Genomic DNA, 16375 nt, shown 5'->3' on the forward strand with positions numbered 1-16375 from the left:
ACCTTGAAACCGCCGGGTTCATGGCCCATAACCAGAGTACAAGAATAAGAAGAGGCGCGCGTGGGTGTGTTCGATCGTCAGAAAGCCAATCATGAGCCACGATGGCTGGGGTCGTCGGCGCCGACGCGCGCGCCGCTAATCCCTTCCATCTCGGCGGCGCGCTGGCTGCTGGTCCTGATCGTCGCGGCCGGCGTCTATTTCTTCTACGGCTTCCTCGTGCCGGTGCTTGCGGCGCTGGTCATCGGCTTTGCCAGCTGGCCGCTCTACCGCAAGCTGCTGGCCCGCGTCGGCGGCAATACGACGATCGCCGCGACCATCGCCATCGTCATGATCGTCACCTTTCTGGTCATTCCGATCGGGTTTGCGGTCACCTATACGACGGGTGAAGTGCGCACTTGGGTCACATGGGCGATCCACGCCAACCGCGCCGGCGCGCCGACGCCCGACTGGATCGTCGCGCTGCCGTTCGCAGGCCCCTATCTCGATGATCTCTGGACGAAGTATATCGGCAGTCCCGGCGCTCTGGGCGAGGTCATTCAGGCAGTCAGCGGCGCCCATATCGGCAACATCTATCGCGCCGTGCTGGCAGCCGGCGGCGGCGCCTTCCATCTTCTGCTGACGCTGCTCTTCATGCTGATCGCGCTGTTCTTCGTCTATCGCGACGGTTTTTCCTTCTCCAAGCAGATCGATATGCTGGGCGAGCGCATCCTGCCGAACCGCTGGGAGCGCATTTCCCGCGTCGTGCCGGCGACGATCAGCTCCACCGTCATGGGCATGACGCTGATTGCGATCGGCGAAGGCATCGTGCTCGGCGTGGCTTACTGGATCGCCGGTGTGCCGTCGCCGGTGACGCTCGGCGTGCTCACCGGCGTGATGGCGCTGATTCCGGGCGGTGCGCCGCTCTCCTTCACGCTGGTCTCCATCTATCTCCTGGCGAGCGGCTCGCATGTCGCCGGCGTCGGCCTCTTCGTATGGGGCACTGTCGAGCTCTTCATCGTCGACAAGACGCTGAGGCCGAAGCTCGTCGGCGGTCCGATCAAGCTGCCCTTCCTGCCGACATTCTTCGGCCTCGTCGGCGGCGTCAAGACGATGGGTTTCCTCGGCCTCTTCATCGGTCCCGTGCTGATGGCGCTGATCGTCGCCATCTGGCGCGAGTGGATCCACGAGGCCCGCAACGCCGAAAAGATCGAGGCGGTGCCGCAGATCGTCGTGGACGAACAGGCCCCTCCCTCGTCCAAAACGATCTCTCGGGTTGCCGAAGGCTGACGCGGCCTTCGCCAGTCTCTATCCCAGCCGCTTTTCCATGAAGAGGCTGAGCGGGTCCGGCAGGTAGCTGCCGAAGGCCTCGATCTCCTGATATTCGTATTTGCGGTAGAGGGCGATTGCTTCTGGCTGGTAGATGCCGGTTTCGAGCCGAATCGCCGTCAGCCTCTTTTCCCTCGCGATCGCCTCCAATGCATTCATCAGACCGCTGGCAACCCTCAGCCCCCTCGCCTCAGGATCGACGAACATGCGTTTGATTTCCGCCGTCCCGTCGCCGGCTTCGACCAGCGCGCAGCATCCGACGATCGCGCCATGATTGCGGGCGACGAGAAAGCTCACGGAAGGCTTCTCCAGCGAGGAAAGATCAACCAAATGGTTGCTCTCCGCAGGATAGAGCGACTGCGCATAGGCATCGGAAAGATCGAGAAGACGGATGATGCCCTGCTGGCGCGGCGGCTCCTGGGCGATGGTGACGGACATGATGGTTCCCGATGCTGGTGAGAGGCGCAAATTCTTCTCCACATGACGAAGAGTTAATGCTTTCGCCTTCTTTCTGTTGGAATTGCGCCGTCTAAGGCGATATCAGGTTCAATAGCCAAGGGGGCAGAATATGCAAGCGGTGCTCATCGCCATGACCATTCTCGGTTGCGACGATTCCGTCAGCCAGTGCAGGTATGTCGCGACGGTCGACAAGCGCTGGGAAACCGTTGCCGCTTGCGATGCCGAAGCCGAACGCCGCCTCAAAACCTATGCCAATGTCAGCTATCCCTCGGTGATCGCGGTGTGCGAAGCGCCGAAAGCGCTCGCCGCCGCCGAACCGCCGAAACCGGGGTCTTTGCCCGTTGCCACTGCCGAGACCGCTCCTGCCGCCTCCGAGGAGCCTGTAGGCAAGCTCGCCGGCTTTGCTGAAAACATCGCCGGCCAGGTTCGCGCGCATCTTCCGACAGGCCGAGACGTCAAGGAGACGCTTTCCAAGCCCGTCCACTTCGTATCCGCCAGCTATTCCTGGGTGGTGACGCGGCTGAACGACTAAGCCGCCGCAAGCGCCGCATAGACACGGGCCGATTGACGCTGTTCGGCGACACCAAGCTTTTCCACCATATCGAGCAATTCGCCGACAGCGCTGTGCGAGCCCTCGTGATGGCGGAATTTTTCGAGAAGACGGCCGCAAATATTGCCGAGCACGCTGCCCGGCGCCTTTCTGGCGGCATCCCTCCAAAGCAGTGTCGCTTCGACGAAGATGACGCTGATATCCCTCGGCAGGCCGGCGGATTCGTAGAGTGCGCGCACAGCATGCATGCGCCCGGTCGCCAGGATCGACCGCACTCGGCGCTCGCCGCAGCCTGTCAGATCGACGATCGCGGCAGCGAAGAAATCCACCTTGCCGGCGCAGAGCGCATGCATCAGGAAGGATGGCGTCAGCCGGCCGTTGAGGCGCAGATGTTCGACGAGATCGGGTATTTCGCGCGGCGCAATGTCGCCGGCAAGTGAAATGATGGCGGCCTCGGTCGCCTCGCGGCTGATGCGCTGGAGCCGCGGCAGGCCGATCACCGCCTGCGCCAGCGGCAAGCCGATCAGCGCATTGCTGACATGCTGGGTGAGCAGCTGTCGGGCATCTGCAGGAAGATCGCTGCGGTCGAGAAGCAGGTTGCGGATGTCGCAGCTGTCACCGAGCCGTTCGGCGATGCGTTTCAGCGATTGAGTCGAGATCGCCGCACCGTCGTTCTCGAGCAGGCAGAGCACTTCTTCCTCGTCGCCGACCTCCGCAAGGGCGGCAGAGACCGGGCGCGTGACATGGGCTCTGGCTGCAATCAGCATGCGGGTGGCGCCATTGCCGCGCGCGGCAAGATCGACGAGATCGGTATCGCTCAAAAGCGGTGAACAGGTGACGGCGTGGCAGGCGACCTCGGGCTGGTCTTCGGCGAGCGAAAGAACCAGGCTGCGCGGCGCATCGGGCGACCAGGCGATTGATTCGGCAAGCGCAAGCCGCACCCGCGGCGATGGATCGTCGAGAAGGAAGGTCATAGCCATCTCGGCCGCCTTCCGCTCGTCTTCGGACATATCGGACTGCAGATAGGCTCGCCCGAGCGCATTCGCGGCCCGAGCCCGATCGCCGGTCTTGGCGGTTTCGATCCAACGAAGGAAAGCTTCTACGATCACGCGACGCCCCAGCACTTGAACGCGATTCCTTCGCGTTTCATTCAATGCTGTGACCGTAGCGACAAAAGGTTTAAGATTGGTTCACCATATTTCTTAAGCCTTTGTATGCCTTGCGCTCAGGCCTCCGCTTTTGGCACGTGCGGCCTGAACATCTCGAAAACATCGCTGCCTTCGCTGTAATCCATGTAGCCCATGCGCGCGACAGGTCGGGCGATCGACATGTCCAGCCGGCCGTCCCTGACGATCGCTTCGTCGATATGGATGCCGACCACCTCGCCGAAGACGAGGACGTTTTCGGACGGCATGCCCGACAGCGTCTTCGGCTCGATGATTTCGGTGACCTTGCATTCGAGTACGGCGAAAGCTTCCGCGACATAGGGCGCATCGATCAGTTCGGCCTGCTTCGGCGTCAGGCCCGCGAAGTCGAATTCACTGCTGCCATAGGGCAGCGCCGCCGAGGAGAGGTTCATCTTTTCGGCGAGATCGCGGCTGACGAAATTGCAGGTGAAGACGCCGGTCTCAGCCGCATTGCGCTGGCTGTCCTTTCGCCCAGCGGAGGAAAACATCACCAGCTTCGGCCGGTCGGCAACGGCGTTGAAGAAGGAATAGGGCGCAAGGTTGACCGAACCGTCCCTGCCCTTGCTGCCGATCCAGCCGATCGGGCGCGGCGATACGATCGCCTTGAAGGGGTCGTGTGCGAGCCCGTGCCGGTTGCTGTCCGTCGTGTAGAACATCAGTCCTCTCCGCCGACCCAGGTCACCGTGTCGGCAAGCTCCGGCCGCGGCCGTTCGATCGCCAGAAATGTCGTCGAGCCGATATGGATGAAGCCCGCCACCTTTTCGCCGGGCCCGACGCCGAGCAGCGGATAGGCGCGCTCGTCATAGGCGAACCACTCCGTCAGCCAGTTGGCGACGTAACCGCTGGCATTGGCGGCGAGAATGACGTTGAGGCAGAGCGCGCCCGCCGACATCAGCTGCTCCCATTCCGGGATCTTGATATGCGGTCCCGCCTTGCTGACCACGGCGACGACGACAGGCGCGCGGGTGAAACGGGTGCGCTCGACCTGGATCATCTCTTCGGAAAGCTCAGGCTTCGTCTCGAGCGCGAGCTTCAGCAGCGCCTCGCCGAGCTTCTCGCGCTGCTCTCCGCGATAGACGATGAAGCGCCAGGGCGTGATCTTGCCGTGATCGGGAACGCGCGAGGCAAGCCTCAGGATCTCCTCGATCTCGGCCTTCTCGGGGCCTGGTTCGCACATCTGGAAAGCGGGGATGGAGCGGCGCACGGAGAGATAGTCGATCAGCTTGATATCGGATTTCATGCGGGAGAAACTTTCATTTTTATGCTGCTGCAAAAGGTGGGTCTTGAATTTGCCATCGCGTTGGTCTTGAAGTGGCCTTTGCGATTTCAGAAGTCAATCGGTTCACGAAACAGATGTTTGGCATTTCGCCTCTTGCACGCACCGGCCTCGCCATCGCCCTGATGGTCTTGATGCCCTTCGGCGCCGGCGCGCAGGATGCCTTCAAGGAATTCAAACAGCTCGATTCGAGCTCGAAGATGCCCAAGCTGAACGCCTTCATCGCGCCCGGCACGGCGCCCGAAGGCACCAAGCTGCGCGACGTCGCAATGGAAGCCAAGCTGACGGCCGACGGCACGCCTGTCGAGGACGGTCTCTCCTGGTATGTATTCAGCCCGATCGCCGGCACCGACGGCAAGCTGCCGCTGATCGCCAGCGCCAAGGGCGGCCCCGCCGACTTCCAGCTCGCGCCCGGTGATTATTTCGTCAACGTCTCCTTCGGCCGCGCCGGCGTCACCAAGAAACTGACCGTGCCCGCCGATGGCGAAGTCGACAAGCAGGTGATGGTGCTCGATGCCGGCGGCCTGCTGCTCAACGCCGTCTCCGGCGCCGATGCCCGCATCCGCCCGGACCAGTTGAGCTTCTCGATTTATTCCTCGGAAGTGCGTGACGACGGCGAGCGTGGTCTCGTCGTGGCCGACGTCTCGCCGAACACGGTGGTGCGCCTCAATGCCGGCACCTATCACATCGTTTCCGAATATGGCAGCGTCAACGCCGTCATCCGCGCCGACATCCAGGTCGAAGCCGGCAAGCTGACGGAAGCGACGATCCAGCACCGCGCCGCGCAGGTCACCTTTAAGTTGGTTTCCGAAGCAGGCGGCGAGGCGATCGCCGATACGGCCTGGTCGATCCTGACGGCAGCCGGCGACAGCGTCGGCGAAAGCGTCAGCGCCTTTCCGACGATGGTTCTCGCCGAAGGCGAATATTCGGCCGTCGCCCGCAACAAGGACAAGATTTACCAGCGCGATTTCACCATCGCCGCCGGCAGGAACACCGATGTCGAAGTCCTGATGAAGGACCAGCAGCCGCAGCAGCCCGAGAGCCCTGCGGCGCGCACCGTGCAGCAGGTGCCGGCCGGCACGCCCCCGCCCCCGGGTGTTCAGCCGGCTCCGGAGGCGCCGCTGCCCTCATACGAACAGCTCGTACCGCAGGCCGGCGGCGACGGCGCCAGCCTCGATTGATCTGCCAAGCACCTGTTTCCGACGCGCCGGCGATCGCGCAGATCGGCCGGCGCTTCGGGCGCGACTTTCAATGATTGACAGGAAGATTATTCGAAGTGCAGGCGCGGTTTCCGACAGCGCCGAGGTCGGCGCTGTCGTATTCAAGCGATTTTCAGGCCGCCCTGGCTTTCTTTGCTTCGGCCTTGCGGCGGACGTCGGGCGGCGTCGCCTCGAGGGTAAGGCTCTCGACGGCGGCGTCGAGCCCCATCGAAACCTGATCCTGGCTGCCGAGGCGGCGGATGTTGACCGTGCGCTCCTCGGCCTCTTTCCTGCCGCAGACGATGATGACGGGAACCTTGGTGACCGAATGCTCGCGGATCTTGTAGTTGATCTTCTCGTTGCGGAAGTCGGTCTCGACGTTGAGGCCGGCCTCGCGCAGCGCCTCGGCCACTTCAAGCCCGTAAGCATCGGCTTCCGAGGTGATCGTCGCGACCACCACCTGCAGCGGTGATACCCAGAGCGGCATATGGCCGGCGAAGTTCTCGATCAGGATGCCGAGGAAGCGCTCCATCGAGCCGCAGATGGCGCGATGGATCATCACCGGCTGCGTCTTTTCGGAGTTGCTGTCGATGTAGAAGGCGCCGAAGCGTTCCGGCAGGTTGAAGTCGACCTGCGTCGTGCCGCACTGCCATTCACGGCCGATCGCGTCCTTCAGCGTATATTCGAACTTCGGCCCGTAGAAAGCGCCCTCGCCCGGCAGGATGCCGGTTTTGATGCGGCCCTCGGACTGCGCCTCGATCGTCTTCAGCACGTCGGTCATGACGGCTTCGGCGCGATCCCAGAGCGCGTCGGAACCGACGCGCTTTTCCGGACGGGTCGAAAGCTTGACGACGATTTCCTTGAAGCCGAAATCTTCGTAGACCGAGAGGATGAGATCGTTGATCTTCAGGCATTCGGCGGCCATCTGCTCGTCAGTGCAGAAGATGTGCGCGTCGTCCTGCGTGAAGCCGCGCACGCGCATCAGACCATGCAGCGCGCCCGAGGGCTCATAGCGATGAACCAGGCCGAACTCCGCCAGACGGATCGGCAGTTCGCGATAGGACTTCAGGCCATGCTTGAAGATCTGCACGTGGCCGGGGCAGTTCATCGGCTTCAGCGCAAAGACGCGATTGTCAGCTTCCTTGTCTTCGGGATGCGTCATCGCATGCGCCGATTTCACGGCGAACATGTTTTCCTGATACCAGCCCCAGTGCCCCGAGGTTTCCCAGAGCGAAGTGTCGAGCACCTGCGGCGCGTTGACTTCTTCATAATCGACGGCGAGCCGGCGGCGCATATAGGAGACGAGCGACTGGAAAATGCGCCAGCCCTTGCCGTGCCAGAAGACGACGCCCGGACCCTCTTCCTGAAAATGGAACAGGTCCATTTCGCGGCCGAGCTTGCGATGGTCGCGCTTTTCGGCTTCCGCCAGCATATGCAGATAATTGTCGAGATCGGCTTGGTCGGCCCATGCCGTGCCGTAGATGCGCGACAGCATGGCGTTGTTGCTGTCGCCGCGCCAATAGGCGCCGGCAACCTTCATCAGCTTGAAGGCCGTGCCGATCTGGCCGGTGGAAGCCATGTGCGGGCCGCGGCAGAGGTCGAACCATTCGCCCTGATTGTAGATCTTCAGATCCTGCCCTTCCGGGATCGCATCGACGAGCTCGACCTTGTAGTTTTCGCCCTTGGCGGCAAAAACTTCCTTGGCCTTCTCGCGTGACCAGATCTGCTTGGTGAAGGGCGCGTTGCGGGCGATGATCTCCTTCATCTTCTTTTCGATCTTCGGCAGATCGTCGGGCGTGAAGGGCTCGTTCTTGGCGAAATCGTAATAGAAGCCGTTTTCGATCACGGGGCCGATCGTCACCTGCGTGCCGGGCCACAGCTCTTGCACGGCTTCTGCCATCACATGCGCGGCGTCATGCCGGATGAGCTCCAGCGCGCGGCCATCCTTGCGGGTGATGATCTCGATCTTGCCGTCGGTCACGGCATCGGAAAGGTCGCGCACATCGCCGTCGATCGCAATGGCGACGGCGCTCTTGGCGAGCGACTTCGAAATGGATTCGGCGACATCCCTGCCGGTCGCGCCAGCCGGGAAGCTGCGCACCGAACCATCGGGAAATGTCAGGGAAATGGCTTCAGACATCGAATTCTCCTTGTCCAGTCCCGCCAACGAATGCGGGTGGTTGCAACGACGCGCTTCCCTTTGCTGGATGCGCTGCCGCCTGATACTCAGATTTTCCGCGGGAGTAAAGAAGATGCCCGGTCTACATGATCATTTGGGCGAGGCCGCAAACCGTATTCCAGTTGCGCATCGTGCCGATGCCGAGCCGCTTGGTCGTCAGCGCCGACAGCAGCTTGGATTGGCTCGGCTTGCCGGCGAAATCGATCCAGAGGTCGCCGCCGACGACCGCGATGCGCTGGCCTTCCGCCATCAGCGGTTTCAGCGCCTCCACCTTTTCCGGGTCGATCGGCAGGCGCATGACCCGGACGATGACCTGGTCCCCGCTGCCATCCCGAAAGGGATTGGTGCCGCAGAGCGCCATCCAGGTGCAGTCGCTGCGCACGATGATATCGACATGCTTGCCGAACTTCTCTTCGAAGCCCTCTTCCAGCGCGACCTCGAGTTCATGCGGCCGCATTCCGTCTGCCTCGAAGACCAGATTGCCGGTTGAAACCAGCGTGCGTGGCTCGCGATAGCCGAGCTCTGTGGCAAGCGCGCGCAGATCCTCCATGATGACCCGGCGGTCGGGAGCAAGCACGATGCTGTGCAGAAGGGCAACAAACATGCTCATAGCCACTCGCTCTCCTCCTCTCCTCCGCGTTCGAGATCGCAGTCACTGAGCGGTGACCCGCGCCTCACGCTTGGTTGCTGCGCTCACCCTCTCTTGCGTCCGAGGACGATATAGCGCCACGGGGTCCACCAACGAAAACTGTCGCCGAGCGTCTCCGGCACCTGGTCGAGCCCGCTGGTCCCGCCCGGGCCGCAGCGGCCGACGCGAAAGAGCGTCATCCAGCCCCCTGCCCAAAGGCCGTGGCGGGCGATCGACTCGTAGCCATATTCCGAGCAGGTCGGGATATGGCGGCAGGAATTGCCGACAAAGCCGGAAAGCGTCAGCTGATAGAAACGGATGAGCCCCATGCCAAGCAGGCGATCGGGAGTCTTGCGGAAGGGGCCGGCATAGTTGCGGGAACGGTGTGCCACCGTTTTGCGCGGCTTTTTGGATCCGGCGGCGCCGCCGTCGTCCTCATCGCTGGCCTGCAGGGCACAGAACTCGCACATCCCGGTTACGCCTCGATAACTTCCGCCCGTTTCGCCTCGATCTGCCCGATCGCATCGACGACCGCATCGAAGGTCAGCATCGTCGAGGCGTGACGGGCCTTGTAATCCCGCACCGGCAGCAGGTAGCGCATGTCCTCGAACCGGCCGATGGGTCCCGCGCCATCCGCCTTCAGCATGGCGAGCATGTCCTGGCGTGCCTGGCGCACTTCACCCGATGTCGCGCCGAGGACATGGCGGGCCATGATCGAGGACGAGGCCTGCCCGAGCGCGCAAGCCTTTACGTCATGGGCAAAGCCGCTCACGGTATCGCCGTCCATCTTCAGCCAGATCCGCACCTTCGAGCCGCAGAGTTTGGAATGGGCCTGGGCGCTCGCATCGGCATCATCAAGCGTCCCGGTCAGCGGAATATTGCCTGCGAATTCGAGGATTTTGCTGTTGTAGATGTCATCCATGCTGGATTCCGCTCCAAAATCGCTGCGGATTGGCCGTTTTTCAGCCTGTTATTGTCGTTGAAACAAAAAACGCACCGTGTCCTCTCAGGATACTTACATAGCACGGCCGTCTTCCTATATGTATGTCGTTCGAAGGCCATGAAAATGCAATGGCCTCGTGTAAGTTTGATTGGGAAACCGTGCCGGACGGGCTGAATTGGCCCTGAAAGCCCCGGAGCCTGCCAAAGGTGCAAGAATTCCCTCATGGGACTGACCAGTGGCAATTCCGACAGATGGGTCCGCGATGCGGACCAGGAGACCATTGATCATGGACGCCATCGTGAAGAACTTTCCGCAGACGAACCGCGAGTCCGACCGCCCTTCTCAGCAGGAGGCGGAGGAAGCCGTTCGCGTGCTGCTGCGCTGGGCCGGTGACGATCCGACGCGTGAAGGCCTGCTCGAGACGCCGGCCCGTGTCGTCAAATCCTACCGCGAGCTTTTCTCAGGCTACGACATGGCGCCGGAAGACGTGCTCGGCCGCACCTTCGAGGAGGTCGCCGGCTACGACGACATGGTCCTCGTCAAGGACATTCCGTTCTATTCGCATTGTGAACATCATATGGTCCCGATCATCGGCAAGGCCCACGTCGCCTATATGCCCGATGGCCGCGTGCTCGGCCTGTCGAAGATTGCCCGCGTCGTCGAAATCTTCGGCCGCCGGTTGCAGACGCAGGAGACCATGACCGCGCAGATCGCCCGGGCGATCGACGATACGCTCAATCCGCGCGGTGTCGCCGTGATGATCGAGGCTGAACATATGTGCATGGCGATGCGTGGCGTTCAGAAGCAGGGCTCGACCACGCTGACGACGACGTTTACGGGAACGTTCAAGACCGAGCCGGCCGACCAGGCCCGTTTCATGAGCATGGTGCGGGGCCGCTGATACCGGCTCCCTCAGGAGGGCCGCGATGAGCCAACTGATCTTCAATCAACCGTCCGAGGACAAGTCCACCTTGGAAGACGCTGGCGATTTCACGCCGCGTTTCGATGATCGCGGCCTGATCACCGCGATCGTCACGGACGCCGGCGACGGCGAACTGTTGATGGTGGCGCATATGAACGCGCAGGCGCTGGCGCTGACCATACAGACCGGCACGGCCCATTATTTCAGCCGTTCGCGCGGCAAGATCTGGAAGAAGGGGGAAACCTCTGGCAATCTCCAGACTGTGAAGGAAATCCGCACGGATTGCGATCAGGACGCCATCTGGCTGAAAGTCGAGGTCGCCGGCCACGACGCCACCTGCCACACCGGCCGGCGCTCCTGCTTCTACCGGACGATCACCCTTCAGGACGGAAAGCCGATGCTCGACATCGTTGACGACGAGCGTCATTTCGATCCGAAGGACATCTACGGAAAATAGCTCCGATTTCCGGACATTTGTCCCTTATTGCGCCAGAAACCGCCTCTATATACGATTTGGAAACGGATCGGGCACACTATCGGAAGTCACGTGTTCTGCTGGGAGGGGAGAGCGCCATGCTGAGCTGGAGTCTGCATCGTCAAAGCTCTGAAGGCGAGGGTTCCGGCTCCGGTTCTGGCATGTCTACCACACTCGAAACGATCCCTCCCCCCGCGCCTCCCAGGAAAATCAAGATCGCGCTCGCGCTCGGCGGTGGCGCTGCCCGCGGCTGGGCGCATATCGGCGTGTTGCGCGCGCTCGACGAAGCGAAGATCGAGATCGGCATGATTGCCGGCACGTCGATCGGCGCGCTGGTCGGCGGCTGTTATCTCGCCGGCAAACTCGATGAGCTCGAAAGCTTCGCCCGGTCGCTCACCATGCGCCGCATCGCAAGCCTGCTCGACCTCACCATCGGCGGCAGCGGCCTTTTCGGCGGCATGCGGCTGACCAAGCGCATGCAGGAGCATCTCGAAGGCCTCAACGTCGAGGATCTCGACCGGCCTTTCGTCGCGGTCGCGGCCGAGGTCAATACCGGCCACGAAGTCTGGATCGCCAACGGCTCGCTGATCACGGCGCTCAGGGCTTCCTATGCCCTGCCCGGTATCTTCGAGCCGGTGCGCAGCAATCACCGTACGCTGGTCGATGGTGCGCTGGTCAATCCGGTTCCCGTCTCGGTCTGCCGCGCTTACGAGCAGCTCCTCGTCGTTGCCGTCAATCTCAATTACGATCTCTACGGCCGCTCGGCCGTCGTCCGGCATAATGCCAGCCTCTCGCCACAGGAAGTTCAGAAGCAGGAAGAGGCGCCCTATGCACGGCTGGGCATGACCGGCGTCATGGTGCAGGCCTTTAACATCATCCAGGACAGGATTGCCCGCGCCCGCCTTGCCGGCGACCCGCCTGATATTTCGCTGCAGCCGCGTCTCAGCGATATCGGCCTCTCCGAATTCCACCGGGCCGGCGAGGCGATCGAACGCGGTTACGAGGAAGCCAGAGCCCGGCTCCCCGAAATCAAGCGCATGCAGGAAGTCTACGCCAGCCATCCCTGAGCAGGCATGCCGTCCCCAGGCGGCCCGGGCAATATGCATAGAACCGAGGCCGGCCAAACCTCAGCCGGCAATATAAGCCTTGATCTCCTCGGCTTCGCGCTCGACCGCGGCGATGCGCGATTTCACCACGTCGCCGATCGAGATGATGCCGGCAAGCTTGCCGTTGCTTTCCACCGGCACGTGACGGAAACGACGGCTTGTCATCAGCTCCATCAACTCGTTGACGGTCGTCTCCTCGTGACAGCGGTAGACCTTTGACGTCATCACCTGGGAGAGCGGCTGATCGAGGCCTTCCTTGCCGTGCTTGGCGATGGCATGCACGAGATCGCGCTCGGTGAACATGCCGGAAATCCGGTTCTCCATGCCGACGACGACGATGGCGCCGATCTTCTTCTTGCTCAGGATATTGGCCGCCTCGGCGACGGTGGTATTCGGCCCGGCGGTGACGACGTCCCTGCCCTTCAGGTCGAGAATTGCTTTGACTGAACCGGTCATTCGAACCTCCTATGTCCGTGAAACACTTGTCACAGGCATCCGCGGCGGTTTCTCCCCCCAGCGCGGATAATAGGTCGATGGTGCACTGCCCCGCTCAGGATTGCAACACATCCTTCTCCGCTTCGGCTGGTTCCACAGACGGGCGCGGCGGCACCCGGTCGAAAAGCGAAAACAGGAAAAAGCCGAAGACGAATCCGCCGATATGCGCATCCCAGGCGATCTCCTGGCTGCCGTCGCCGACGAGCGGGATGCCGACGGCGATCAGCGCGTTGCCGAACAGCCAGAACAGCATGAAGATGACGACGGTCCGGCTCTTCAGCGCCTCGAAAATGGAAAGCCGCGCGTTGAGATGCGCCGGCAGCATCGGCCTCCGCTCGGCTGGAAAAGCGAAGCGGCAGGCTGCTCCCATCAGCCCGGAGATGACGCCGGATGCGCCGATCAGCAGCGATATGTCCCCCCAGTTCAGGGCCGTGTGCAAGGCGGCTGATGCAACGGAGGAAAAGATCCAGAAGAGCACGAAACGCAGCGTCCCGATGCGGCGCACGACCGGCGCGCCGAAAGCCATCAGCCACAATGCATTGAAGGCTATATGCTCGACGCTACCATGCAGCAGTGAATAGGTAATGGGCGTCCAGAATAGTTCCGGCCCCTGCTGTGATAGTGGAATCACATAGCGCGCGGGAACGAAGCCGAAAGTGAAGAGCAGCCACTCCACAGCATCGTCGGGAAGCAGGAATGCCTGCACCACGTAAATGACGGCAAGCAGGCAAAGGCTGAAGAACAGCGCTGGCGGAAGATTGAAGACCGGTACGCGCGGTGGCCGTGCCGGCGGCTGGACCTTAAGAGGTTCGGGCGCCTTGTTCGGCTCGGCCGTCTGCTCATTCATCTGCATTTCGCCTCGTTGAGGCCACAGCCATACAGGAGCGCTTGTCAAAAAAAAAGCCGCCCGGAGTGTCGGGCGGCGTACCGGGATCTCAAGTAAAGACTTCGGCCCGGTCAGGCTGTGCTGAACTTCGAAAGTCGAAGCCATGATGAGACAGTGTCACGACAGGCATCGCACCTCAATCGAAACCCTTTGTTAACCTTACCGGCCCGGCTTTGGCATGAAATCCGCATGGTAAAGCCTGTAAGGGCCATGAGGGCCTGAAATTGCTCCGGAATGGGACAGGTTGGTGTGAAATGCGTTTACAAACGACCATCGAAATCTTCGACTACTGGAATCGCATCCGCGGCACTGCGGATGCGCCGTTGAAGTCACAAGTCGAACCCTCTGCCGTTCCCCATCTTCTCCAGAGCCTCTTCATTCTGGAGATGCGCGGAGGCGGAGACATCGGCTTCCGGCTCGCCGGCACCCGTATCTGCGATCTCTTCGGACGCGACCTGCGCGGCGAGCGCTTTTCGTCGCTCTGGGCGCATGGCCAGCATACGGATATCGAACGCACGGCGATGGGTGTGATGGATCATGCGATGCCGGCGCTGTTCAATGCCACCGGCTACAGCACCGTTGGCCATCAGGCTTCCTTCGAAATCGTCATGATGCCGCTGCGTTCGCCGGGCGGCGCCTGCGACCGGCTGCTCGGCGCAATCACACCGGCGGCGGCTGCAAGCTGGCTGGAGATCGTGCCGCTCGAATTCCTGACGCTCGACCGCAGCCGTCTGCTCCCGACACATTTCGGCAAGTCTGCGTCCGCCGAAATGCGCCCGATCAACGAGATCGCCGCCGGCAAGAGCGCCCGTTTCGGGCAAGCCATGCGCCGCATGGTGTCACATCTGCTGAGCGCGGAGGCGCGCTGACAATCCCGTTTCAGGACACCCGGCATACTCGTTTTCGGCTATGCCGGGATCGGACGGAACAACCTTCTGTTAATGGATTGCGGGTAATGATCGAACTCTGCCATTTTCATGAAGAAGCCTTTTGATGCACTCGTTCCAGCCAGCTCAGACGCAACGACCTGCGCCGCGCCCTGAACAGGGCGTTTTCCAGCGTGTGCCCATCAATATGCAGGGCCGGCTGATGCTTGCGAACTACGAAGAATTCGAATGCATGGTGATCGACATGTCGCCCGGCGACATGTACGTCACCTGCATTGGCCGGCCCCGCGCCAACGAACGCGTCGTCGCCTATATCGACCATCTCGGCCGTGTCGAAGGCTATGTCCAGACGCTCGACGGCCGCGGCTTCACCATGTCCATCAATGCCACGGACCGCAAGCGCGAGAAGCTCGCCGCCCAGCTCACCTGGCTTGCCAACAAACATGAACTCGGCCTGCCCGAGGACCGCCGTCACGACCGTCTGACGCCGCGTGACGTGAAGACCGAACTCACCCTCGATGACGGCACGCGTTATTCCTGCCGCATCATGGACCTTTCGCTCTCGGGCGCCGCTATCGACGTCGAAATGCGTCCCTCGATCGGGACGGCAGTGCGTCTCGGCAATATGCGCGGCCGTGTCGTGCGCCACTTCGTCGAAGGTGTCGCAATCGAGTTTCTCTCGATCCAGTCCCGCGAAACGCTGCGCGAGTTCCTGTAAGCCGTCTTTTCCTCCCCACTGATACGGCGCATAAGGCTCGTCTCCTCAATCGGGGCGCGCCGATGTCACCTCTCTATCCTGAGATCGAACCATATGATCACGGCCTCTTGGATACAGGCGACGGCAACGTGATTTATTGGGAGGCCTGCGGCAATCCGGCCGGCAGCCCGGCGCTCGTGCTGCATGGCGGGCCGGGCTCCGGCTGCTCGACCGCGGCGCGACGCCAGTTCGATCCCGATGCCTATCGGATCATTCTGTTCGACCAGCGCAATTGCGGGCGCAGCCTGCCGAGCGCCGCCGATCCCGAAACCGATCTTTCCCTCAACACCACCTGGCATCTCGTTGCCGATATCGAGCGGCTGCGGAACCATCTCGGCATCGAAACCTGGCTGCTTCTGGGCAATTCATGGGGCTCGACGCTGGCGCTCGCTTACGCCGAAACGCATCCAGAGCGCGTCGCCGCTATCGTGATTGCGGGCGTAACCACCACCCGGCGTTCGGAGATCGATTGGCTTTATCGCGGCATGGCGCCTCTGTTTCCCGAGGAATGGCAACGTTTCCGCGAGGCGATTCCCTCGGGCCAGGCGCAAGGCGAGGATATGGTTGCTGCCTACCATCGTCTTCTCAACGATCCGGATCAGCACACGCGTCTCAAGGCGGCGCGCGATTGGCATGACTGGGAGGCGGCCTCGATCCTGCTCGCCGATCCCGAAGGCCGGCCGCGCCGCTGGGCCGATCCGGACTATCTGCTGGCGCGCGCGCGCATCATTACCCACTACTTCGTGAATGGCGCATGGCTGGAAGACGGTGTGCTTTTGAAGAATGCCGCGCTGCTTACCGGCATTCCCGGTATTTTGTTGCAGGGAAGGTTCGACATCGAGGCGCCGCTCGTCACCGCCTGGGAACTGGCGCGAGCTTGGCCGCAGAGCGAGCTCAAGATCCTTCCACGCGCCGCCCATTCCATGTTCAGCCCCGATATGAGTGCTGCGATCGTCGCCGCCACCGATAGATTTCGCGAATTTTGTCGAAAATAATTTTTCAGCCAAAACCCCGGACGTGAGCGACATTCTGATTTTGAAGCGGCCGAATCGATCGGTTTCGACGGCATCACCCGCCGGCTACCAGCCGCTGGGCGCACACCGGCATTTATCCGGCTCAAC

Annotated in this window: 19 protein-coding genes; 9 read left to right on the forward strand and 10 right to left on the reverse strand. The window is 62.0% G+C overall.

What is annotated here, in order from left to right:
• Positions 1-60 precede the first annotated feature (60 nt).
• Complete coding sequence (locus tag QD408_RS03425; protein WP_088684986.1) at positions 61-1266, forward strand: AI-2E family transporter; 1206 nt, start codon at positions 61-63, stop codon at positions 1264-1266.
• An 18-nt stretch (positions 1267-1284) separates the two neighbouring features.
• On the opposite strand, the gene QD408_RS03430 is transcribed toward QD408_RS03425, so the two are convergent.
• The gene (locus tag QD408_RS03430; protein WP_414138355.1) at positions 1285-1743 is read right to left on the reverse strand and encodes a GNAT family N-acetyltransferase; all 459 of its coding nucleotides are present in this window, start codon (positions 1741-1743) and stop codon (positions 1285-1287) included.
• Positions 1744-1873: 130 nt separating this feature from the next.
• Here QD408_RS03430 and QD408_RS03435 point away from each other — a divergent pair, with 130 nt between their 5' ends.
• The gene (locus QD408_RS03435; RefSeq protein ID WP_414138356.1) at positions 1874-2296 is read left to right on the forward strand and encodes a hypothetical protein; all 423 of its coding nucleotides are present in this window, start codon (positions 1874-1876) and stop codon (positions 2294-2296) included.
• Here QD408_RS03435 and QD408_RS03440 read toward each other — a convergent pair.
• The 3 genes from QD408_RS03440 to QD408_RS03450 form a co-directional block, all read right to left on the reverse strand.
• Positions 2293-3438 (reverse strand): DUF2336 domain-containing protein, encoded by a 1146-nt coding sequence (locus tag QD408_RS03440; protein WP_414138357.1) that lies wholly within the window; start codon positions 3436-3438, stop codon positions 2293-2295. The genes QD408_RS03435 and QD408_RS03440 overlap by 4 nt on opposite strands.
• A gap of 101 nt (positions 3439-3539) precedes the next feature.
• Positions 3540-4157, reverse strand: coding sequence for a flavin reductase family protein (locus tag QD408_RS03445; protein ID WP_414138358.1), 618 nt, complete (start codon positions 4155-4157; stop codon positions 3540-3542).
• Positions 4157-4741, reverse strand: coding sequence for a nitroreductase (locus QD408_RS03450; RefSeq protein ID WP_414138359.1), 585 nt, complete (start codon positions 4739-4741; stop codon positions 4157-4159). Before QD408_RS03450 ends, QD408_RS03445 begins: the two co-directional genes overlap by 1 nt.
• A gap of 113 nt (positions 4742-4854) precedes the next feature.
• On the opposite strand from QD408_RS03450, the gene QD408_RS03455 reads away from it, so the two are divergent.
• Positions 4855-5958, forward strand: coding sequence for a hypothetical protein (locus QD408_RS03455; RefSeq protein WP_414138360.1), 1104 nt, complete (start codon positions 4855-4857; stop codon positions 5956-5958).
• Between the two features lie 151 nt (positions 5959-6109).
• On the opposite strand, the gene thrS is transcribed toward QD408_RS03455, so the two are convergent.
• From thrS to QD408_RS03475, 4 genes are all read right to left on the reverse strand, one after another.
• Positions 6110-8116, reverse strand: a complete 2007-nt coding sequence (gene thrS, locus QD408_RS03460; RefSeq protein WP_414138361.1) for a threonine--tRNA ligase — start codon at positions 8114-8116, stop codon at positions 6110-6112.
• Between the two features lie 121 nt (positions 8117-8237).
• Positions 8238-8765: a DUF1697 domain-containing protein gene (locus QD408_RS03465; RefSeq protein ID WP_414138362.1), complete on the reverse strand. Its 528-nt coding sequence runs from the start codon at positions 8763-8765 to the stop codon at positions 8238-8240.
• Positions 8766-8848: 83 nt separating this feature from the next.
• Positions 8849-9253: a membrane protein insertion efficiency factor YidD gene (gene yidD / locus QD408_RS03470; protein WP_414138363.1), complete on the reverse strand. Its 405-nt coding sequence runs from the start codon at positions 9251-9253 to the stop codon at positions 8849-8851.
• A 5-nt stretch (positions 9254-9258) separates the two neighbouring features.
• Positions 9259-9705 (reverse strand): iron-sulfur cluster assembly scaffold protein, encoded by a 447-nt coding sequence (locus QD408_RS03475; protein WP_414138364.1) that lies wholly within the window; start codon positions 9703-9705, stop codon positions 9259-9261.
• Positions 9706-10012: 307 nt separating this feature from the next.
• On the opposite strand from QD408_RS03475, the gene folE reads away from it, so the two are divergent.
• The 3 genes from folE (at position 10013) to QD408_RS03490 (ending at position 12190) form a co-directional block, all read left to right on the forward strand.
• The gene (gene folE / locus QD408_RS03480; protein WP_088684976.1) at positions 10013-10627 is read left to right on the forward strand and encodes a GTP cyclohydrolase I FolE; all 615 of its coding nucleotides are present in this window, start codon (positions 10013-10015) and stop codon (positions 10625-10627) included.
• A 25-nt stretch (positions 10628-10652) separates the two neighbouring features.
• Entirely contained in the window at positions 10653-11105 is a 453-nt protein-coding gene (hisI, locus tag QD408_RS03485) for a phosphoribosyl-AMP cyclohydrolase (RefSeq protein ID WP_088684975.1), read from the forward strand.
• 116 nt (positions 11106-11221) lie between these two features.
• Positions 11222-12190 (forward strand): patatin-like phospholipase family protein, encoded by a 969-nt coding sequence (locus tag QD408_RS03490; RefSeq protein WP_088684974.1) that lies wholly within the window; start codon positions 11222-11224, stop codon positions 12188-12190.
• A gap of 60 nt (positions 12191-12250) precedes the next feature.
• Here QD408_RS03490 and QD408_RS03495 read toward each other — a convergent pair whose 3' ends face one another.
• The gene (locus QD408_RS03495) at positions 12251-12685 is read right to left on the reverse strand and encodes a CBS domain-containing protein (RefSeq protein WP_088684973.1); all 435 of its coding nucleotides are present in this window, start codon (positions 12683-12685) and stop codon (positions 12251-12253) included.
• A gap of 94 nt (positions 12686-12779) precedes the next feature.
• A complete protein-coding gene (locus QD408_RS03500) occupies positions 12780-13571 on the reverse strand; it encodes a rhomboid family intramembrane serine protease (RefSeq protein WP_414138365.1) in 792 nt (263 codons plus the stop codon).
• Between the two features lie 293 nt (positions 13572-13864).
• Here QD408_RS03500 and QD408_RS03505 point away from each other — a divergent pair, with 293 nt between their 5' ends.
• From QD408_RS03505 to pip, 3 genes are all read left to right on the forward strand, one after another.
• Positions 13865-14479, forward strand: a complete 615-nt coding sequence (locus tag QD408_RS03505) for a PAS domain-containing protein (protein ID WP_414138367.1) — start codon at positions 13865-13867, stop codon at positions 14477-14479.
• 124 nt (positions 14480-14603) lie between these two features.
• Positions 14604-15215, forward strand: a complete 612-nt coding sequence (locus tag QD408_RS03510) for a PilZ domain-containing protein (RefSeq protein WP_088684970.1) — start codon at positions 14604-14606, stop codon at positions 15213-15215.
• Between the two features lie 62 nt (positions 15216-15277).
• Positions 15278-16249, forward strand: a complete 972-nt coding sequence (pip, locus tag QD408_RS03515) for a prolyl aminopeptidase (protein WP_414138368.1) — start codon at positions 15278-15280, stop codon at positions 16247-16249.
• The last annotated feature ends 126 nt before the right edge of the window (positions 16250-16375 follow it).

Origin of the sequence: Rhizobium sp. BR 249 (assembly GCF_047445895.1) — a bacterium.
Classification (GTDB): domain Bacteria; phylum Pseudomonadota; class Alphaproteobacteria; order Rhizobiales; family Rhizobiaceae; genus Rhizobium.